This is a genomic window from Arcobacter sp. LA11 (assembly GCF_001895145.1).
Lineage (GTDB): Bacteria > Campylobacterota > Campylobacteria > Campylobacterales > Arcobacteraceae > Halarcobacter.
The window spans coordinates 122,488-144,405 of record NZ_BDIR01000003.1 but is presented as its reverse complement, the minus strand read 5'-3'; the positions used below and the strand labels follow the sequence as shown (position 1 = coordinate 144,405).

The following is a 21,918-nucleotide window of genomic DNA, read 5'->3' as shown; positions in this document are numbered from 1 at the left end:
ATAGGATGAGTACAATTCAAGATATATTTATTCCTGATTTAGGTGGAGATACTGACGTTGACTTAATTGAAATTATGGTTAGTGTTGGTGATGAAGTTGAAGTTGAAGATGGATTAATTACATTAGAAACTGAAAAAGCATCAATGGATGTCCCAACAACTCATGCAGGAATTATAAAAGAAATTCTTGTTGAAGTTGGAGCAAAAGTAAACTCTGGTGATTTAATTGCAAGAGTTGAAGTTCAAGATGAAGTAGCTGTTGAAGAAACAAAAGCAGTTGAAGCTCCTGTTGCACAAGAAGTATCTACACCTGTAGAAACTCCTGCTGCAGCTAGTGCTTCAAATGAACCAATGAACTTAAAAGATGCAGAAGCTGAACTTCAAGCTATTTCAGCTTCAGGAGCAGAAATTTCTTGTCAATTTGTAAATGAACAAACTATTTGTTCAGTTGTTGAAGAAGTATATGTTCCTGATTTAGGAAGTGATACTGATGTAGATTTAATTGATATTATGGTTTCTGTTGGTGATGTAGTTGAGTTTGATGATGGACTAATTACTTTAGAAACTGAAAAAGCTTCTATGGATGTTCCTGCTCCTTTTGCTGGTGAGATTTTAGAAATTCTTGTTGAAGTTGGTGGAAAAGTAAACTCTGGTGATTTAATTGCCAAAATGGTTAAAACAGTAGTAATGGAAAATAAAGTTCCAACTCCTTCAGTTACAAAAACAGTTGAACCTAAGAAAGAAGAAAAAGCTCCTGCAACTATTCAAGCAGTAGCAGCAACTTCTGCTCCAGAAGCTACAAGTGTATTAACACAAAAATCTAAAAAAGTATATGCAAGTCCTAGTGTAAGAAAATTAGCTAGAGAATTTGGTGTTGATTTAGGTTTTGTTAAAGGTACTGGTAAGAAAAACAGAATTTTAAAAGATGATGTTAAAGCTTATGTAAAAGAACAGTTAAATAAACCTGCAGTTGCAGCTGCTGGAACAGGAACTGGATTAGGATTTAATTTCCCTGAATTAAAAGAGATTGACTTCTCACAATTTGGTGAAACTGAAACTGTAGAATTAACAAGAATTCAAAAAATTTCTGGACCTTCTTTACATAGAAACTGGGTATCAATGCCTCACGTAACACAATTTGATGAGTGTGATATTACTGAAATGGAAAGCTTTAGAAAAGCTCAAAATGCCATTGCTGATGGGTTTAAATTATCTCCATTAGTATTTGTTGTTAAAGCTGTTGCAAAAGCTCTAGCTTTACATCCTAAATTTAATGCATCATTAACTCCTGATGGTCAAAGTATTGTAATGAAGAAATACTTCCACATTGCAATTGCTGTTGATACTCCTAATGGATTAGTTGTGCCAGTAATTAGAGATGTAGATAAAAAAGGATTTAAAGAGATTGCTATTGAAATGGCTGAAATTTCACAAAAAGCTAGAGATGGTAAATTAAAAGCTCAAGATATGCAAGGTGCCTCATTTACTATTTCATCTTTAGGTGGAATTGGTGGAACTTATTTTACTCCAATTATCAATGCTCCTGAAGTTGCAATTTTAGGATTATCTAAATCTGAAATGAAACCAGTTTGGGATGGTGAAAACTTTGTTCCAAGACTTACGTTACCATTATCATTATCGTACGACCACAAAGTTATTGATGGTGCTGATGGTGCAAGATTTACAACAACATTATCTAAGCTTTTAAGCGACATTAGATTATTAAGCCTATAAGGATTATAAGATGAGTACACTAGTAGATATCGTTATTCCTGACTTAGGTGGAGATAAAGACGTAGATTTAATCGAAGTTATGGTTGAAGTTGGTGATGAAGTTGAAGTTGAAGATGGATTAATTACATTAGAGACTGAAAAAGCTTCTATGGACGTACCTACAACCCAAGCAGGTATTATTAAAGAGATACTTGTAAAAGTTGGGGATAAAGTAAACTCTGGTGATTTAATTGCTAGAGTTGAAGTTCAAGGTGCATCAACTGAAGAGAAAAAAGAAGAAGTAAAAGCAGCACCAGCTGCAAGTATTTCAACTCCTGCATCTCAAAATGTTGAAGTTAATAGTAATGCTAATGAAGTAAAAGGACAAGTTCTTGTAATAGGAGCTGGACCTGGTGGATATTCTGCAGCATTTAGATGTGCAGATTTAGGTTTAGATACTGTTTTAGTTGAAAGACATCCAACTTTAGGTGGAGTTTGTTTAAATGTAGGATGTATCCCTTCAAAAGCTTTACTTCATGTTGCAAAAGTAATTGAAGAAGCTGAACATGTAGAGCATGCAGGTGTAAAGTTTGGTAAGCCAGAAGTTGATTTAGCGGGTGTTGCAGCTTATAAGTCAGGTGTTGTTAAGAAACTTACTGATGGTTTAAGTGCAATGGCTAAGATGAGAAAAGTAAAAGTTATTCAAGGTAATGCAACATTCCTTGATGATAAATCTGTAATTGTTGAACATACTGATAAAGTAGGTCAACAAACAAAAGTTACTTTTGATAATTGTATTATTGCAGCTGGTTCACAGAGTTCAAAAATGTCATTTATTCCCCATGAAGATCCAAGAATTTGGGATTCTACAAATGCTTTAGAAGTAAAAGAAGTTCCAAAAAGATTACTTGTAATGGGTGGTGGAATTATTGGACTTGAAATGGGTACAGTTTATGAGAAACTTGGTTCAAAAGTTGATGTAGTAGTACGTGGCCCTCAACTAATGACAGGAACAGATAAAGATATTGTAAAAGTATATACAAAAGCAAATGAGAAGAGATTTAACTTTATGTTTAAAACTCAAACTCAAGCAATTATCCCTAAAGAAGATGGTATTTATGTAGAGTTTAAAGGTGATAATGCACCTGCTGAACCTCAAATGTATGATGCTGTTCTTGTTGCAATGGGAAGAACTCCAAATGGTTTAAAAATTGGATTAGAAAATGCTGGTGTTGAAGTAGATGAATGGGGATTTATTAGTACTGATAATCAACTAAGAACTAATGTTCCTCATATCTTTGCTATTGGTGATATTATTGGTGGTCCAATGCTAGCACATAAAGCTGTACATGAAGGTCATGTTGCTGCTGAAGTTATTGCTGGACACAAAGTATTCTTTGAACCAAAACAAATTCCAGGAATTGCTTATACTTTCCCAGAAATTTCTACAGCTGGTATGAGTGAGATAGAAGCTAAAGAAGCTGGTATCAATTATGAAGTAGCAAGTTTCCCTTGGTCTGCATCAGGAAGAGCAATTGCCTCTGATGTTGCAGGAGCTGGGCTTACAAAACTTATTTTTGATAAAGACACACACCAATTAATTGGTGGTGCAATTGTTGGAGATAACTCAGGTGAACTTCTTGGTGAAATTTCTTTAGCCCTAGAAATGGATTGTGATGCAGAGGATATTGGATTGACTATCCATGCGCACCCAACTCTGCATGAATCTGTTGGTATGGCTGCTGAAATTTTTGACGGAACAATTACTGATTTACCAAATGCGAAAGCAATAAAAAAGAAATAATAAAGTTTAGTTTGACTAGTTAAAAATAATTATTTCTTTCCTCTTAAACCCATCTTCTTTTGAAGGTGGGTTTTTTCTTGACAAATAAAATAAGTTATATTACAATTCGACAACTATCAAATTAAAAGAGTGAAATGGATTCTAAAGAGTTAGCAAAAATATTTAAAGCATTATCAAATGAGAATAGGTTAGAAATATATAAGGAAATTGCAAAACAAGAAGATATAGATTTTGAGCAAAAATGCGAATGTTCTATTTCTGAAATATTATCTTGTTTAAAAATTGGAGCACCTACTATATCTCATCATTTAAAAGAACTAACTAATGCAAATTTAATTACAACTGAAAAAAATGGTAAATTTTTAATAGCTCATATTAATAAAGAGACTTTAGAGAAAATTAGAGGTTTTATTGATTTATAAAGGCCCTTTTTTTCTATATATAATTTGATAGTTATCAAACTATAAAAGGAATGTATTGAAAAAAAGATATAAAAATCTTGAAAAAGAGTATAAAGTTAGATTTAAAGAAGGTTTATCAATTATCGCTTCAATGATTAAAGAGAAGTCAAAAAATGCTAAACCAAAACATAAATATCAAATACCAGTTAATTTTTTAACAAAAACTGATTTGGAAAATATGGAAGATTATAGTGTAGTAAGATTTGGACACTCAACATTATTATATAAAATAGAAAATGAATTTATCTTAACCGACCCAGTATTTTCCAATAGGGCATCACCTTTTTCTTTTATGGGGCCAAAAAGATTCCATGATAACCCAATAGAAATTGATGAATTACCTTTTATAAAATCAGTAATAATTTCCCATGACCATTATGATCACCTAGACAAAAAGAGTATAAAAAAATTAAAGAATAAAGTTGAAACTTTTTATACAACTCTTGAAGTTGGACAACACCTTATGAAGTTTGGGGTTCTTAGGCGTAATATTGTTGAATTAGATTGGTGGGATAGTAAAAAGAAGGATTCTATAGAGTTTATTTGTACTCCAGCTCAACACTTCTCAGGTAGAACATTATTAGACAGAGACAGAACTTTATGGTCTTCTTGGGTAATCAAAGCACCAAAAGGAAAGTTTTATTTTGGTGCAGATGGTGGATATTTTGAAGGATTTAAAGAAATTGCCTTTAATCATGGTCCTTTTGATATGTCCTTTCTTGAAGTTGGAGCTTATAATAGAAAATGGAGAGATATTCATATGCTGCCAGAAGATAGTATACAAGCCCACAAAGATTTAAATGCAAAGGTATTATTTCCAATTCATAATGGTACATTTGACTTGTCTTTACATGCTTGGGACGAACCTTTTGAAAGGATTAGTGCATTAGCAAAAAAGAATAATATAGATATTAGATTTCCTATTATGGGTGAAGTAATATCTTTATTGGATTATACTCCAACAAAAAATTGGTGGAGATAAAAAAGTAAAATAACCAATTTCTAACACATAATATCATATAATCGCTCTTCAATAAAATTTATTAAATATAAAAAGAGTCTTATGATACAACTTTCAAATATTTCAAAAAGTTTTGCTTCTAAAAAACTATTTTCTAATCTAGACTTTAGATTAAGTTCTGGGGATAGAGTAGGTTTAGTAGGAAGAAATGGAACTGGAAAATCAACGCTATTTAAATTAATACTCGGAGAAGAGTCTAGTGATGATGGTGAGATTATTATTCCAAAAGGGTATAAAATTGGTGCTTTGAAACAGCATCTTGAATTTACAGAAGATAGCTTAAGAGAAGAAACTGCTCTTGCTCTTAATGAAGATGATAAGTTTAGCATATATAAAGTTGAAAAGATGCTTTTTGGATTAGGTTTTACACAAGAAGATTTAGATAAAAGTCCTTTATCTTTTTCAGGTGGTTATCAAATTAGAATAAATCTTGCTAAATTATTAATTTCTGAACCAAATTTACTTTTATTAGATGAGCCTACAAACTACTTAGATATTTTATCTTTACGATGGTTAAAACAGTTTTTAAAGTCTTTTGAAGGGGAAGTTATACTTATTACCCATGATAGGGATTTTATGGATAGTATAACAACTCATACTATAGGAATAATTAGACAAAGTCTATTTATGATAAAAGGAAATACTTATAAGTTCTATGAGCAAATAAGTATGGATGATGAGCATTATGAAAAACAAAAAGCTTCACAAGATAGAAAAAGAAAAGAACTTGAAGAATTTATAGCAAAAAATAAAGCTAGAGCTTCCACTGCTGCACAAGCACAATCAAAAGTTAAACTTTTGGAAAAAATGGATGATATGGAATCAATTGTAAATGAGTCTACTTTAGAGTTCAGTTTTAATTTTAAAGATACTCCGGCAAAAGTTTTGTTAGATATAAAGAATATAAGTTTTGGATACAGTAGCGATAATATACTTTTTAAAGATATCTCTTTTACTCTAAAAAAAGGTGAAACCTTAGGAATTATTGGAAAAAATGGAAAGGGTAAATCTACATTATTAAATACAATAGCCGGTGAACTAAAACAACTTACCGGAAATATAGAACTTCATGGTTCAACATCTTTTGCACATTTCGGGCAAACAAACATTGCACATTTAAATCCAAATAATACAATTATGGATGAAATTTATGTATCTAATTCAAAACTTCCAGAAGCTACTGTAAGAGCTATTTGTGGTTCTATGATGTTTAGTGGAGATGATGCTTCTAAGAAAATTTCATTACTTTCAGGTGGTGAAAAGAGTAGGGTAATGTTAGGACAGATTTTAGCTAAAGATGTAAACTTATTATTTCTTGATGAGCCTACAAACCATTTAGATATGCAATCAATCGATGCTCTAACTAATGCAATAAAGAATTTTGATGGTTCTTGTATTATAGTAACGCATAGTGAAGAACTCTTAAGGCAAGTATGTGATAGGTTAATTGTATTTGCAAAAGATAAAGCTGAGTACTTTGATGGAAAATATGATGAGTTTCTTGAAAAAATTGGTTGGGATGAAGAGATAAATGAAGAAAAAGTAAAAGCACAACCTAAAATAAATAAAAAAGAGAATAAAAAACTAAGAACAGCACTTATTAGTGAGCGAAATAAATTAACTAACCCTTTAAAAAAAGAAGTTGAAAAATTAGAAAATTCAATTATGGAAATTGAAGATTTAATTGAAAAGGAACAAGCAGAATTAATACAAGCTTCAAATATTGGAGATAATAGTAAAGTGATTGAATTATCTCAGATTGTAATAAGACATGAAAAAGAAGTAGAAGAGAAATTTGAAAAACTAGAAGAAACTCAACTCAGTTTAGATGAAATAACAGAAGAATATGAAAAGAAGCTAGTAGAGATTTAATTCTCTACTTAACTTTTTTTATACATCTTACTCCATAGTGATCCGCTTTATAATACCAACTATCTCGACCTTCTCCAAAATAAAAAGGATAAGCAGCATACTTTTCATTTCCTTTTACTTCATCACTTGTCCAATATGATACTGACATTTCAAATCCATCTATATCAGATGCTTTATTGTTTTTATACCAAATTTCTTGAAAAACTTTTTTTGATGGTAAAATTGCATTCATATCTTTACAATATTGCATAGCATCTTTCCAACTCATTCTTGTCTTTGCTTCTTTTAACCATACCACTTCTGCAAAAATAGATGTAGTAATAGTAAAAAGAAGTGCAATTTTTAATAAAGTTTTCATTTATTCAACACCATTATCTTTTAAGAATTTCTTCCATTGATCTGTTTTATACTTACCTTCATGTAACCCTTTTACAAATTTCATAAAAGTAATCATTTGTTCTGGGTGTGCATATCCTGGTAGTTGAAATATTCTATTCCAGTTTTTGTCAAAGATTGTAATTGTAGGGGTATTTTTAGTTGAAAAAGCCATTCTTAATGTAGTAGTAGTCTCTTTTTTCTTTGTTTTCCCTACAATATAGTCTTGTTCTTTTTCTCTATCAATTAAGTAAATATTGAAATTCTTTGCTAATTCGTTCATCTCTTTATTTTCTTTGAAATCTTTTTTTAGAAGATCACAATAAGGGCAGGTTGCACTCTCAAAAACAAAGATTACCCCTTTTCCATCTGCTACAAGTTTGTTTCCAGTTTTAAATAGTTCACTACTAAATAGTGAGCTTATTAAAAATAAAAAAGTTAATAAAATCTTTTTCATTATTCAGCCTTCTTCTTTACGTTTATACCTTTTGCAATATAGAAGTCTCTTAAAGCTTCATATACTTCTCCATTTTTTCTATCTTTACCTTTCCATTTACCTTCTGCCATAAAGTCCATAGTTACTAAAAACTGCTTTGGAGGCATATACCCAGGTACAACAATAACAGCTTTACCATTATCGTCTGTAAAGATAATAGTTGGAGTTGCAGTTACACTATAAACAGCAATCATAGTTTTTGTATCAACATCCATCATTTCACCTTCATGAAATTGTTTATGTCTTAAGTTTTCATGAGCTTTAAAATAATAAGAATTAAAATCTTCTTTTAATCTTTTTTCTAAATCAGGAGTATTTTGTATATCTGCTTTTAATCTATCAGAATAAGGATCAGTATTTGTTCCAAAAACTAATATCATTTGCTTTCCCTCTGGAGCAATTTTTGCAACATCTTTGAATACATCTTGTACAACAGAATCATATTTTGTATATACAGACATAGCTTCTTTTTTAGGTTCTGCCGGTTTTTCATCTTTCATTTTTTCAACTTTTTCAGATTTAATAATTGCAGGGCTTTCTATTTTTTTTGCTTCATCCGTTTTTTCTCCACATCCTGTAAATATTATAGATGCCGTAATTATAGAGCTAAGAGTCATTTTTGAAAATAATTTTGTATTCATTTGTATCCTTTAATTAATTATTTTTAATTATATTATTTAGACTGGATAATAACATAATTAAAAAAAATTAGATATTAAAAAAGGGGCCTAAACCCCTTTTTTCTAAGTTAGATAATTAAACTACTATTTAGCAGCTTTATTAATCAACTCATGCATTTTATTGATATGTTCTGTAACATTCAATTTCTTATCTGTGTTTACTTTTTCCCATAGTTCGTCATTTTTCATATTTTGATGACAACCCATACATAAACCAGTTTTCTCCATGTTTTCTCTCATATCTTGATCAAGAGGTCTTGAATCAGGCCAGTGAGAACCAACAGTTTGAAGTTGTTTTCCATCTCTAGTTACAATTTGTGACCAATCGTAATCCATACCTGGAATTGCTTTCATTTGAACAGTTTTATTTGCTGGAACAAATTTCTTAGTTCTTAAATCTTGAAGATCCATGTATAAATCTTCACCTTGTTTTTGGATAAATTGTCCATCATTAATACCATAACCTAAAGCTTTAGGATTAGAGTGACAAGATTCACAAGATCTAGCTTTTCTTCCAGATGTGTGAGGTTGTACTGGTGCCATATCTGTACCAGCAACTGTTTGACCATTGTCTGAAACTCTAGCTTGTTTGTTAAGAATTAATGTTTTACCATCAGGTCCAATTACCGTAAATGTAACTTGACAACCAGGAATAACAGGAGTAACAAGACCTTCACCATTGATTCCTAAGATTGGGTCTTCCCATCTTAAGTAAGATCTAGTTTCACTTGGTTTACCAAATAATTTCTTACCTTTAGTACCTAATACAGACTCAGATGTTTCACCATTTTTAAAGTTAGTTGATCCAGATGCTATCCAGTCAATTTTAGATTTACCAGGAGTATAATCTACTTTAACGTGACATCCGTAACATTGTGGTGCCCAATCAGAGTGACAAGCATAACACTCTAGGTTATCCATGTGTGCTTGAATTTTACCCATAGCTACATCAGCATTTTTAGATTTCCATGATGAAGTCTCTGCTTTATATTTTAATAAAGGCACTTCTAAATCTTTTCCAGATGCTAAGTGAACAGTAACTTTATTTGAACCTTTATGTTTAACAACGTTACCAAGTGGGTTCCCTCTAGTTGATAGTAAATATCCATCTTGCTTGTCATATACTGTACCTTGAGTCATAAAGTATGGTAACTCATTAGTCATACCTCTTGGACCTTCAGGAGTATCGATACCAAATTTTTCACCATAACCAATTTTTAATTCCCATGGATATTTGTCATTTGTACCGTGACAGTCAGAACACTCAATTTCAACTTGACCTAATGTAGTACCAAATAATGTACCATCACCATGCATATCAACAGATGTGTGACAATCTTGACAAGTCATACCAGCTTCAAAGTGTAAGTCTTCTTTGATATGTTTATATCTCTTACCATGATGTTTAGATTGTGATTTACCACCAGCTTGAAGTGGTGAACCATAAGGTTGTTCCATTAAACCAACGTAAGATACACCGATTCTTTTTCCTCTATTATGACAAGAGTTACAAGTTTCAGGGTGAATACCGCTAAATTCCATACCAGATGGTGTTTTAACTTTTGCTTCTCTAGAACCTTGCATCATGTGAACTAACATATGACCATGTTCTTTTTTATCAATTGTTGGATCTCCACCTTCGTAAATACCTTCGTTTCCATATGGCATATGACATGCAGAACATCCCATACCTCTCCAGTCACCTCTACCTTTTCTACCTCTTACACCAATGTGACATCTTTGACAATCAGATCTTTGGTAAGTAATAGATGCCATAGCACCAATTTCTTCTTCTGATTTACCAACGAAATCTTCTGGTCCACTAGGTGGTAATGGAAGTTGTTTTAACTCAGTAGGGAATTGGTCAGGATATTTATCGATCATTTTTACCATATAATCTTTATATACCTTAGTCCCCCAAGCAGGTGTTTTCCCATCTTCATCTTTTACATCATAGTTAGCATATTGTACTTTTTTAGTATTATATGTTCCCCAAGTATGCATATTACCTTGGATTTTACCAGCTTCTGTCATCATTAACGACTTCATAGTATTTTCTACTGTATCTGCGTGACAGATACCACATGTTTTATCAGCAATCCACATAGAACCTGGATCTCTAACAAATTCAGATAAACCTCCAGCGTGAGCTTTTGGTGCACCTTTGTGTGCTCCTGCAACAGTACCATCTTCTGGGTTACCACCATGACAAACTACACAACCTGCAGTATCGCCAAGACCTTGACCCATAGCAACGATTTGTTGCATCATGTCAGATTTTTCGTCTCTAATAGACTCAATACCTTTATGACACTTGATACATGAATCACCACCTTCAACAGCAGCCATTTCAGTTTTTCCTTTTGAATGCTCAACCGCACCAAAAGCAAAAGTTGAAAGCATTGCTGTAATAAAAGCGATTTTAGCAATTCTAAACATCGAGCTTTTCATCTTCTTCTCCTTTATGTATTGTTGGGACAATACCCAACCATTTATGAATTCTATCAGATGAAAGTGCTTTGAAAGTGCCTAAACTAATTTTTTATATTTATTACTAATATTTAAGAATAAGTTAAGTTTTAAAGATTGATTTTAATCAATTTTAATTAAATTACAATCTGTTAGAATAAAAAAAAGTCGAAATTTAGGAGTCTATAATGAAAAGAATTATATTTAGTTTTTTAGTATTAATTTCATCGCTTTTTGCAGAAGATTTTTCTTGGCAAGAAGGTTTAGATTGGCAGTCTGATTTTGATGAAACAAAGCAATTAGCAAAGTATCATGACAAATTAATATTTATGTTTCTAGAATCTAGAACCTGCTTTTATTGCCCAAAATTAAAGAAAGAAGTATTTAGTAAAAAAGAGTTTAAAGATAAAATTAAAAAGCATTTTATTCCTGTAATTTTAGATAATTCATTAGATGCAGATTCAGATGTAGCCAATACTGGACAATGTCCACCAAGATTAACTGTATCAATGACTCCAGCAATTTATTTTATGGGTGCAGAAGAAGAAAAGCTTGCTAGGCGGGGTAAAAAACACATGATTATTTATGGAATGTGGCAACTAGATCAAATGTTGGAATGGATGGATGATGCAGTTAAAAAACATAATAAATTAAAAGAAAAAGGAATGATAAAATGAAAATAATTAATAAGATAAATTTATATTTAATAATTATGATTTCTTTAAGTTTTAACTTAAATGCTGAAAAAATTAGAGGTGAATACGCTACTAAAAATTTGAAAGGTCAAGACTATTATTTAAAGAATTGTTCTTCATGCCATGGAGAAGGAAGTAGAGGAGGTAATATTGCTTCAATAAGAGAATGGAAAGAGTTCTTTTCAAAAAATGCTAGCGAGTTAATTTATTTCCATGAAGAAGACAATTCAACCAAAAATGTTATTGTATATTTAAAAGGAGATGAATTTAAAAAGCAAAGTAAATTAATGCTAGAATTTTTACAAGAGTTTGCTTATGACTCTGAGCATGTTCCTACATGTAATTAAAAAAATGAAAGTATTATATGAAAATTTTGCTATTAGAAGATGATGATTTTATTTGTGAACAAGTAAAAAATTATTTTGAATTAGATGGACATAAAGTGGATTTTTACAATGATGGACAATCATTATTGGATAATTCAGTCTTATCAATCTATGATATTCTTTTATTAGATATTAACACACCAATAAAAAATGGAATAGAGACTTTAAAAGAGATAAGAAAAAGCTGTGATACTCCTGCAATATATTTAACTGCTATGAATGATTTAGACCATGTAAAAGATGGTTATGCAGCGGGATGTAATGATTATGTTAGAAAACCTTTCTTGTTTGAAGAATTAGAGTTAAGAATCAATCAACTAATACATAAAGATTGTATGGAAAGAATAAAAATCAATGAGAATTATTGTTTCGATTTATGTAGTATGCAACTTTTTTATAAAAAAGAACCTGTTCTTTTAAATAATCAAGAAAAAGAGTTACTATATCTTCTTGTGAAAAATATAGGAATAGCCGTTAGTCCTGATATCATTAAAGATTACGTTTGGGAAGAAAAAGATGTTTGTGATAACACTTTAAGAACAAAAATAAAAAAACTTAGAAATAAACTAGAAGATAATTTTATTACAAATATTAGAAATATCGGTTATAAGATAGAAAAATATGATTGAAGTTGATAAATTATCTAAAGAACATAAAAACTTTGGATTTAAACTTTTTTTATCGTATATAACATTTACACTATTGTTAATTGCCTCAATTACTGTTATTCATATCTATTTATCTGATGATTTAAAACTTCATAAGTTTGAAAGAGAAGTAACTTTACAAAGTAATGAAAAGAAAAAAGAATTTGATAGCTTTTTTAAAAAAAGAGGTGATGCTATTCTTGCAATTTCAAAAAATGAATATTTTTTAAGATTTGTTGATAATGGAGCTTACAACTATTATATTGATTTATTATTTCTTACAATTATGGAGGCAAATAAAGAGTATATGCAAATGAGATATATAGATAAAAATGGTATGGAAAAACTTAGATTTGAAAGAGAAAAAAAATCTCAAGAACCTTATAAAACCTCTAGGTTACAGGATAAATCAAGTAGATACTATTTTAAAAATGCTAGTCAAATAAACCATAACTCTGTATGGTTTTCTCCCATTGATTTAAATATAGAACATGGTAAAGTTGAACAACCAAATAAATCCGTTGTGAGAGTTGCAACACCAATATATATAAATAATGAATTTGAAGGTATTTTAATTATAAATATTTTTATGCGAGAACTTTTTAGTAGTATTACGAAATCAACTTTATATGATATTTATATCTCCGATAGTGCAGGATATTATATAAAACATAAGAACCCAAAGTATGATTGGTCTTTATATCATACTAAACATAGATTAGATCATGATTTTGAAGATGAAATTGTATATGAAATACAAAAAGACAATTTAAAAGGTAGAGTTTTAACTAGTAATCTTTATGTACAACCCTTACTTTTGGGAAATCAAAGGTTTAATATGGTTTTAGTTGAGACAGATAAATCACTAAAAGAAGTTGAAGAAAATAATAATAAAATGATTATTGCAATTTTAATATTTTCTTTTTTTATGTCAATAATATTTAGTATAATATTTTCTAGTCCTTTAAAACATATGTACGAGATTGTAGTTTCTCAAGCTGATAAATTACATGAATTAGCAACAAATTTAGATAAGAAAGTAAGGATTGAAACTTTAAAGAATGCTAAAAAAGATAGACTTCTTCAAAATCAAGGAAAACTAGCAGAGCTTGGGGATATGATTGGAAATATTGCTCATCAATGGAGACATCCTTTAACAAGACTTTCTTTAACTTTACAAAACTTAAAAGCTTTTCAAAATAAAGGAAAACTTGATGATAAAATGTTAAATGATTCTTTAGATACTTCGCTTCATCATATAGAATTTATGTCTAATACTATTGATAACTTTAAGGATTTTTATAAAAAAGATAATGAAAAGAAAGACTTTTTTGTAGTTGATGCTATAGACTCAATATTAAAAATTATTGGACCTATGTTAGAACATAATAATATTGAAATTAATATTGAAGATGAACAAAAAGTAAAATTGCATGGAAATAAAAATGAATTTTCGCAAGTTTTAATGAATTTAATAGTTAATGCAAAAGATGCTTTAGAAGAGAATAGTATTGAGAAACCATTAATTAATTTGCTTATAAAAAAAGATGAAAAAGGTATAAGAATAATTATAAATGATAATGCAGAAGGAATACCTAAAAATATTATAAATAATATTTTTGACCCATATTTTACTACTAAAAAAGATAAAGGTACAGGAATAGGTCTTTATTTATCAAAAGCAATTATAGAAGATAAAATGAAAGGTAAAATTACTGTTGAAAATAAAGAATATGGTGCAGAATTTATAATTTATTTAAATTATCAATAAAACAGACTTTATTCTTACCTTCTTCTTTTGCTTTATATAAACTATAATCAGCTTTTTGGATTAGATTATGTATACAATCTTTTTCTTCATATGAGGCTATTCCAAAGCTTGCTGTTAATTTATCTACTTTAGTAAAAGTACTATTTTCTATACCTTTTCTTAACTTTTCTGCAATACTTTTTGCAGATTCAAGATTTGTTCTATCTGAAATTATAATAAACTCTTCTCCACCCCAACGTCCTAAAATATCGTTAGCTCTTATTAAAGATTTTAATTTTTGAGAGAATTCTACTAAAATCTGATCTCCTATTAAATGTCCATGAAAATCATTTATTAATTTAAAATCATCAATATCAATAAAAATTATTGATAGTTCTTTATTTGAATTACTTTCTAAATCAGAAAATCTTTGATTTAATATATTATCAATAAAACGTCTATTGTAGATAGAGGTCAATTTGTCAGTTATTACTAATTCATTAAGTTTTTCATTATGATCTTTGATATTTTTAACTTCAGTTTCAAGTTTTACATAAGATTTTTCTCTTTTTATTTTTGAAATTATCAAAGATAAACTATTTAATAAATTATTATAATCTACAGGTTTTTGAAGAAATTTATAAATGCCAATATCTATAAGCTCTATCAGTTTTTTAGATTCTGTATGTGCAGAGATTACTAAAATAAGCTGATTAGGGTTATCTTTCATTATTTGCTTACATAAGTCTACACCATCCATTTTTGGCATACTCAAATCTGTAATTACTAAATCGTAAGATCTATCATTTTTGTTTTTAAAATCAATATATCTTTCATATCCATCTAAACCATTTTCTTCCATATCAATATTTGAAAAAAAGTTTTTCAAAAGTTTTTCTAATTGGATTCTTACTTCTTCATTGTCTTCAATAAATAGTACATTTAATGTTTGACCATAATTGATTAATTCTTTTAAATTATTAGGCATTTTTTTTATCCATATTATTAGTTGGTAACTCTATTAAGAAAGTTGCTCCATCATACTCATTTACAACTCTTAAATTTCCTTCACAATGTTCATTTATTATAATTCTACTCATATATAATCCTAGTCCTGTTCCATCTTTAGTATCTTTTGTAGAGAAGTAGGGGTCAAAAATCTTTTCAATAACGCTATTTTCGATTCCTCCTCCATTGTCATGAATTTTAATTAATACTGATGTATCATCTTTTTTATAAGTTGTTATTTCTATTTTTTTGTCATCTGAATCTTTTTCAATCAATATATCTTCTGCATTTTTAAGAATATTTAATATAACTTGTTGAATTTCTGTAGAATATGAAAAAACCTTCAAATTTGAGTTAAATTGTGTTTTTAGAATAATATTATTTGATTCAATAGATGTTTTAATTATACTAATAGATTTTAAAATAAGTAATTCTAAATCAAATTCATTTTTTTCTTTTTCTGTTTTAAAGAAATTTCTAAAATCATCTATTGTAGAAGATAAATGTTGAGAATAATCTGTAATTAATTTTAATTCATTTTCAATAAGCTCTTTATCCACTTTTTTATCAATTAACATTTTGATTAGTAAATTATTAGTAGTAGCAGATATAGCAGCAAGGGGTTGTCTCCATTGATGTGCAATCATTGAAATCATTTCTCCCATTTGAGCAAGTCTTGATTGTTGGATTAGTTGTTTTGTATTTTTTTCATTTTTGATTATCTCTTTTTTGATTTTCTCTTCAAGATTAATATTTAAATCTTCAAGTTTCTGCTCTAAAATTTTTCTATTTGATATATCTCTAATCACAGTATGTATAACTCTATTTCCTTCTATTTCAATAGAAGTAAGTACTATCTCTACCCAAATACTTTGATTATTTGCATCTGCAAAAATCCATTCTGAACTTGAAACACCTTTGTGCAAAGTTTCTCTTATCATATTTTCAGATTTTTCTTTTGATATTTCACCATTTGGTTGTCTATAAGGCGATATTTCATATAAATGCTTATAAAGTATTTCAGATTTTGAATATTTCAAAATATTATGTGTTGACTCATTACAGCTTGTAATTAAATTATTTCGTATTAAAAGAACTCCATCCGATGATTTATCATATAATTTTTCAAATAATATTTTCTGTTTTGCAAGCTCAATAGTTTTTTCTTCAATTTCATCATTTGCTAGTTGTAATGTTTTATTATGCTTATTTAAAACATATTGTCTATAGGAAAAAATTGCAATAATAACTAAAATAACAAATATTGTTTCCCATAAAAATGTATAATCAAAAGTCGTTTCAAATGATACCGCAGTCCATTTATTAAATATTTCTCTGTGTTCATTTTCATTAATTTGGCTTAATGTTTTATCTAAAATACTCAAAAGAATAGGGTTATTACTATTTACAGCCATATTAACAGTATAGGACATATTTGTATATCTAGAAATATAAAGATTTTTTAGTGCGTAATTTGACATATAATAAGAGGCTATAGGAAGTGGTTCTACTGCAAAATATGCTTTTCCTGTACTAACTGCTTCTATCGTTTCTCTATCGTTTTTCGTTTTTAAAATATTTAAATCTGGATTTGTAGATTTTAATAGAGTAATTAATTGAGAATCATATTTTTTTGCCATTGTTTTATCTAAAATATCATCTAAACTTGATACAACAGGTTTATTTTTCTGAGTTATGATTGCTAATTTATAGTTTAGATAAGGTTTTGTAAACTTTGCATAATCGATTAATTCATTACTGTTTGTTACTGTAGGAATAATATCACATCTATTTGTTCTTAAATACTCTTTTGATTGTTCCCAAGATTTTGTTTTAATGGGAATAAATCGAATATTAATCAGCTTTTCGATTTTTTTTAATATATCAATAGTAATACCTTTTAATTTTTCATCTTCTTTAAATGAAATAGGTTTTAAATCATTGATATTACACATTCTTATGATTTTTCTTTTTGAAATATAGTTGGATTCTCTTTTAGTTAAAAAATTACTAAAAAGATCTTCTTTTATTTCTCTAGCTCCAAACCATTTTCTTTTTAAAGAAAGTAATTCTTCATCTGTAACACTTTTTTGAGCTTTTTCTAAAATATCTCTAAGAATAGCTTTCTTTTTTGAAGTACCTATACGTATTAAACTTACCATTCTATTATCATCAACATAATTTGTCGGGCTAACCCCTGAAATATTGTTTAATGTAATTACATAGTCAATTACATTCTTTTTTCCAATAGTTGCATCGGCCTTTCCTAAAGATAGTAGCTTTAGTGCTTCAAGGGAATCTTTTACTAATATTTGATTTATTTTAGGATAGTACTTTGCAATTGCTTTTTGTGCAAAAAAACCTTTTGGCATAACAATAGTCTTGCCTTCTAATTTTTCTAAAGAATCCAGTTGTTCATCACCGTTCTTTACATAAATTGCATTCGCAGCAGTATGAAAAATTGATGTAAAAGCAATTGTTTTAGCTCTTTGTTCATTTTTTGAAATATTAATAATGGCATCTATTTCGTCATTTTGGAGCATCTGCATAAACTCATCCCACGAAGGACCTGTAATAAATTTTATATCAGTATTTATTTTTTTTGCCAATAAATTTAAATAATCAATAGAGAAACCCTTTGGTTTATCATTTTGATAATAGTTATATGGAGGCCAATTTAACTCATTATGAAGTCTTAATGGAGAGTTATTTTTTAAAAACTTTTTTTCTTCTATTGTTAAGTTTATATTATCATTTGCAAAAACTGAAAATGAAAGAATTAAGAGTATTATTAGATTATTTATCAGTTTATTCATTATAAGCTTTTTGATTATATTTTTAAGATTATATCAAAAAATTGTCTCAATAATGTCTCAATATTTATGAATTATAAAAAGTTTTTATATTTTAATTTATATCCATGAGAGTAAATAGATTCAAAGATTTCATAATCTAGTTTTATCTTTAGTCTTGAAACTAAGTTTCTAACTCTTTTATTATTTGAACTAAAATCATTAAAAATATATGATTCTATCTCATCATAGGTTTTTAAAGAACCTTTCGAAGTTATAAATAAAGTAAAAAGTTTTATCTCATTTTTTGTTAGCTTTATGATTTCTTCATTTTTGTATAATAAAGAATCTTTTAAATTCCAAATATAATCATCTTCTAAATGAATTATATGATCATTTGAGTTAGTAAGTTTATTTTTCTCAATTATATTCATCAAAGAATTAGATATTTGTTCAATATTATAGGGTTTTAGTATGTATCCATCAATTCCTGCATTGATCGTTTTTAGAAAGTAATCAGTATTACTATGTGCAGAAAAAATTAAAATTGGGATATCTTTATTTGTATCTCTAATAGAATTTATCATGGAAATTCCATCAATTACAGGCATTTCTATATCTGTAATAATTAAATCAAAAGATGTAGATTCATATTTATTGTTTGAATTAAATAGATTTAATCCTTCTGAACCATTTTTTGCAACTACTATAGACGTAAAAAAGATTTGAAGCATTTTTATAGTCTGTTCTCTTACATCGAAATTGTCTTCTATATATAGAACATGTAAATCTTTTGTAAATGCAATAATATTGTGTAACTTGTCATGATTCATATAAATATAACCTTTATAGATTATTATAATAAAAAATAGTTTGAAAAATTATTAAATTGTTAGAAAATTTTATTTATATTGTTTATTTTAGTTACAAATATGACTAGTTTGTTATAACTAAACCATAATTGGCTTAGTTATAAAAAAGTTATTTTGTATGACAAACATCATCTTTTAGATTTCTATTTTTGTATGCAAGTCCTATTGTTACAAAGATAGCAGCTGTTATATAGTATACCCACATAGGAACTGGAACTGGATCCCCTGTTGCGTACGAGTGCATTCCTGATAGATAAAAGTTTACTCCAAAATATGTCATTAAAATTGAAGAGAATGTCAATAATGATGCTGTTGAGAATACAAATGGATTGTTAAGTGGTTTAACAAATCTTAAGTGTACAACTAATACATATAATACGATTGATACATAAGCCCAAGTCTCTTTTGGATCCCATCCCCAATATCTACCCCAAGATTCATTTGCCCAAACTCCACCAAGGAAGTTTCCAATAGTAATCGCTGATAATCCAATAATTAACGCAATTTCATTAATAGCAGTAATATGTTTAATTGTTTCATCTAAATGAGGTCTACCTTTTCTAAATATATACATTATTAATGACATATAACCTAAAATAGCACCTAATCCAAAGAATCCATATGAAGCTGTTAAAATTGAAACATGAATTGTTAACCAGTATGATTTTAGTACAGGCACTAGGTTTGTAATTTGAGGGTTAATACCTGTTAAGTGTGCTGTAAACATAAAAATACCAGCTACTATTACAGCTGCACTTAATGCAAGAAGTGATTTTCTAAAGAAAATAACCCCAGCAAAAATTGCTGACCATGAAATATATAAAAGAGATTCATATGTATCTGACCAAGGCGCATGTCCTGAAACAACCCATCTAAACCCCATACCAAAAGTATGAAGTGCAAAAAGAATTGCTAGTAAAATAAAAAATACAAATGTAGTTTTTCTTGGTTTAATTTTAGGATTAAAAACAACAATAAATGCAACAATTAACATTACAAAACCTAAAATAATATATGCAAGTGTAATTTTAGGAAAAATATCTAAATTGTTAAAAGCAATCTCTTTATCAATTTGTGACTTAGAAGGAATAACTTGTGCTCCTGCTTTTTCTTGATATTGTGATAACATATCTAAAAATTTATTTGATACTTCCCAGTTTTCATTTATAACAGAGTTTATAAAACCTCTAACCATAGATTCTACAGCTTTTTGGTTCTCTCCTTTAAATGATTTCATAGCATCAAGAGGTGTATACCATTTGTTATTATCATTAACACCTATTTGAGGGAATAAATTAAATAAGTTACCGTTGTAAACCATGTATGCAATATTTAATTTTTCATCAAGTGCTATAATATCTCTTTCAAATGTACCTCGTTCATTTGGTTTAGTCATTGAAGCTTTTTGTGCTTCATCATTAAGCACATATTTTCCGCCTTTGAAAACTTCAGAGAATGCAATATATTTTCTTGATGTTTCTACACCTAAAATCTTTTTTAATTTTGGTGTTTTAATTTTAATCATTTTTACATTTCGCCAAAGTTCTGGTCTTGTAAGCATTCCAAGAATAATTTGATCTGAATTCATTCCAAACATTGAACTTTTAGATGATAGTTTATAAGCAATTTCTCTATTAAGCGTATTTAATGGTTTCATTCTTCCACCACTACTTTGTACAACTAGTTTAGAAAACTTATCAGCAGTAAGTACTGACTTTTCCTTAAAATTATTTAAGTAAGCAGTTGTATCATTTTTTGTTGCATTAAAATCTAATCCCGTTGTATTAGGTTCTGCTGCTTCTAAACTATTTGTTGAAAAGGCTAACATACATGCAGTAATTAGACCGGCTGCATTTTTTGCATTAACATATTTTGTAAGTTTCCAAAATCTTGATTTTTTATCAAATAAATTTAAAACAAGACCTAGTGTTAATAAAAAATATCCCAGATACGTAGGCCACTTCCCTGGGTCATTATTAACTGAAAGTACTGTACCTTTTTCATCTTGATCATATGAACTTTGGAAAAATAAGAAGTTTCCTTGATGAAGTGTTCTATTCATGAAGATTCTATAATCATATTTTGTACCATCTTCATTGTTTACTGTAACTTCTGATGCATATGAAGAAGGAGCCATACTTCCTGGATATCTATCAAGTTGGAAATCTTTTAAGTGTATAGAAAAAGGTAAAGATAATACTTTTGAACCATATTCTAAAGTAACGATAGTATCTCCAAAGTCTTCCATTTTAGAAATCCCTTTCATTCCTCTTTTTCCAGGTAGTTTGACAGTTTTGGTTTGCCCATTAAGTATTGCATCTACACTTAAAATACTCATATTGTTTTGACCTTTTTTTGCATACATAAAGTTATTGAATTTTACAACTAACTCTTTTCCATTAAATTTAATTTTGTATGTAAAGTCATTGCTTCCTAAGGCAGTTAATTCTAAAGGATACTCTTTATAGTAGCTACCATTTTCTTGTTTTATTTTAACTTGCAAATAAGGTTCTAATGAAATCATTCTATTTTCAGTTTTACCTTCTCTAATATGCATAATACCTTCATATCCAACATATCTAGTCATTGCAGCACCGATTAAGATTACTACAAACGATGTATGGAAAATAAATCTAGCTTTATGTTTCCACATTTTATATTTATAAATAATTCCAGCCATATTTAATGTTGTTAAAACTAAAACTGTTTCGTACCAAATATTATTATAAATTAAAACTCTAGCAGAAGATGTACCAAAATCATTTTCAATAAATGTTGCTACACCAGCACCAATAGCTAGAATAGCCAATAAAGTAAGTGTTGTCTTGAAGGAGAATAAGATATCAAGAATCTTTTTCAATTTTTATCCTTTAAAAGT

17 protein-coding genes are annotated in these 21,918 nt (G+C 28.7%); 9 read left to right on the top strand and 8 right to left on the bottom strand.

The features are described 5' to 3' along the window. The first annotated feature begins 5 nt into the window (after window positions 1-5). The 5 genes from aceF to BT997_RS04475 all read left to right on the top strand — a co-directional run bounded on the left by aceF (window position 6) and on the right by BT997_RS04475 (window position 6,870). Entirely contained in the window at window positions 6-1,733 is a 1,728-nt protein-coding gene (gene aceF / locus BT997_RS04495; protein WP_072680253.1) for a dihydrolipoyllysine-residue acetyltransferase, read from the top strand. Window positions 1,734-1,743: 10 nt separating this feature from the next. Continuing rightward, on the top strand, window positions 1,744-3,516 hold the full coding sequence (gene lpdA / locus BT997_RS04490; protein ID WP_072680252.1) for a dihydrolipoyl dehydrogenase: 1,773 nt from the start codon (window positions 1,744-1,746) through the stop codon (window positions 3,514-3,516). A gap of 134 nt (window positions 3,517-3,650) precedes the next feature. Continuing rightward, window positions 3,651-3,938, top strand: coding sequence for a helix-turn-helix transcriptional regulator (locus BT997_RS04485; RefSeq protein WP_072680251.1), 288 nt, complete (start codon window positions 3,651-3,653; stop codon window positions 3,936-3,938). A 55-nt stretch (window positions 3,939-3,993) separates the two neighbouring features. Further along, a complete protein-coding gene (locus BT997_RS04480; RefSeq protein ID WP_072680250.1) occupies window positions 3,994-4,959 on the top strand; it encodes an MBL fold metallo-hydrolase in 966 nt (321 codons plus the stop codon). An 81-nt stretch (window positions 4,960-5,040) separates the two neighbouring features. Then, window positions 5,041-6,870: an ABC-F family ATP-binding cassette domain-containing protein gene (locus BT997_RS04475; RefSeq protein WP_072680249.1), complete on the top strand. Its 1,830-nt coding sequence runs from the start codon at window positions 5,041-5,043 to the stop codon at window positions 6,868-6,870. 4 nt (window positions 6,871-6,874) lie between these two features. On the opposite strand, the gene BT997_RS04470 is transcribed toward BT997_RS04475, so the two are convergent. The 4 genes from BT997_RS04470 to BT997_RS04455 all read right to left on the bottom strand — a co-directional run bounded on the left by BT997_RS04470 (window position 6,875) and on the right by BT997_RS04455 (window position 10,872). Then, window positions 6,875-7,228: a DUF1566 domain-containing protein gene (locus tag BT997_RS04470; RefSeq protein ID WP_072680248.1), complete on the bottom strand. Its 354-nt coding sequence runs from the start codon at window positions 7,226-7,228 to the stop codon at window positions 6,875-6,877. Further along, on the bottom strand, window positions 7,229-7,702 hold the full coding sequence (locus BT997_RS04465; RefSeq protein WP_072680247.1) for a thioredoxin fold domain-containing protein: 474 nt from the start codon (window positions 7,700-7,702) through the stop codon (window positions 7,229-7,231). Beyond that, a complete protein-coding gene (locus BT997_RS04460; protein WP_072680246.1) occupies window positions 7,702-8,382 on the bottom strand; it encodes a thioredoxin fold domain-containing protein in 681 nt (226 codons plus the stop codon). The genes BT997_RS04465 and BT997_RS04460 overlap by 1 nt, the downstream gene beginning before the upstream one ends. A gap of 123 nt (window positions 8,383-8,505) precedes the next feature. After that, window positions 8,506-10,872 (bottom strand): cytochrome C, encoded by a 2,367-nt coding sequence (locus BT997_RS04455; protein WP_258239420.1) that lies wholly within the window; start codon window positions 10,870-10,872, stop codon window positions 8,506-8,508. Between the two features lie 206 nt (window positions 10,873-11,078). Between BT997_RS04455 and BT997_RS04450 the strand changes: the two genes are divergently transcribed. From BT997_RS04450 to BT997_RS04435, 4 genes are read left to right on the top strand one after another with little or no spacing between them, the layout of a single operon-like run. Then, window positions 11,079-11,567 (top strand): thioredoxin family protein, encoded by a 489-nt coding sequence (locus tag BT997_RS04450; protein ID WP_072680245.1) that lies wholly within the window; start codon window positions 11,079-11,081, stop codon window positions 11,565-11,567. Further along, window positions 11,564-11,932 (top strand): cytochrome c, encoded by a 369-nt coding sequence (locus BT997_RS04445; RefSeq protein ID WP_072680244.1) that lies wholly within the window; start codon window positions 11,564-11,566, stop codon window positions 11,930-11,932. The genes BT997_RS04450 and BT997_RS04445 overlap by 4 nt, the downstream gene beginning before the upstream one ends. Before the next feature lie 17 nt (window positions 11,933-11,949). Then, a complete protein-coding gene (locus BT997_RS04440) occupies window positions 11,950-12,600 on the top strand; it encodes a response regulator transcription factor (RefSeq protein WP_072680243.1) in 651 nt (216 codons plus the stop codon). Continuing rightward, window positions 12,593-14,389 carry a sensor histidine kinase gene (locus BT997_RS04435; RefSeq protein ID WP_072680242.1) on the top strand — a complete coding sequence of 599 codons (1,797 nt, stop codon included), beginning with the start codon at window positions 12,593-12,595 and terminating at the stop codon, window positions 14,387-14,389. The genes BT997_RS04440 and BT997_RS04435 overlap by 8 nt, the downstream gene beginning before the upstream one ends. Here BT997_RS04435 and BT997_RS04430 read toward each other — a convergent pair. The 4 genes from BT997_RS04430 to ccsA all read right to left on the bottom strand — a co-directional run bounded on the left by BT997_RS04430 (window position 14,364) and on the right by ccsA (window position 21,900). Further along, window positions 14,364-15,356 carry a GGDEF domain-containing response regulator gene (locus BT997_RS04430; protein WP_072680241.1) on the bottom strand — a complete coding sequence of 331 codons (993 nt, stop codon included), beginning with the start codon at window positions 15,354-15,356 and terminating at the stop codon, window positions 14,364-14,366. The two genes, BT997_RS04435 and BT997_RS04430, sit on opposite strands and share 26 nt — an antisense overlap. Next, window positions 15,349-18,192, bottom strand: coding sequence for a transporter substrate-binding domain-containing protein (locus BT997_RS04425; protein ID WP_072680240.1), 2,844 nt, complete (start codon window positions 18,190-18,192; stop codon window positions 15,349-15,351). Before BT997_RS04425 ends, BT997_RS04430 begins: the two co-directional genes overlap by 8 nt. 71 nt (window positions 18,193-18,263) lie before the next feature. Then, a complete protein-coding gene (locus tag BT997_RS04420; RefSeq protein WP_072680239.1) occupies window positions 18,264-19,001 on the bottom strand; it encodes a response regulator transcription factor in 738 nt (245 codons plus the stop codon). Window positions 19,002-19,149: 148 nt separating this feature from the next. After that, complete coding sequence (ccsA, locus tag BT997_RS04415; protein ID WP_072680238.1) at window positions 19,150-21,900, bottom strand: cytochrome c biogenesis protein CcsA; 2,751 nt, start codon at window positions 21,898-21,900, stop codon at window positions 19,150-19,152. Between the last annotated feature and the right edge of the window lie 18 nt (window positions 21,901-21,918).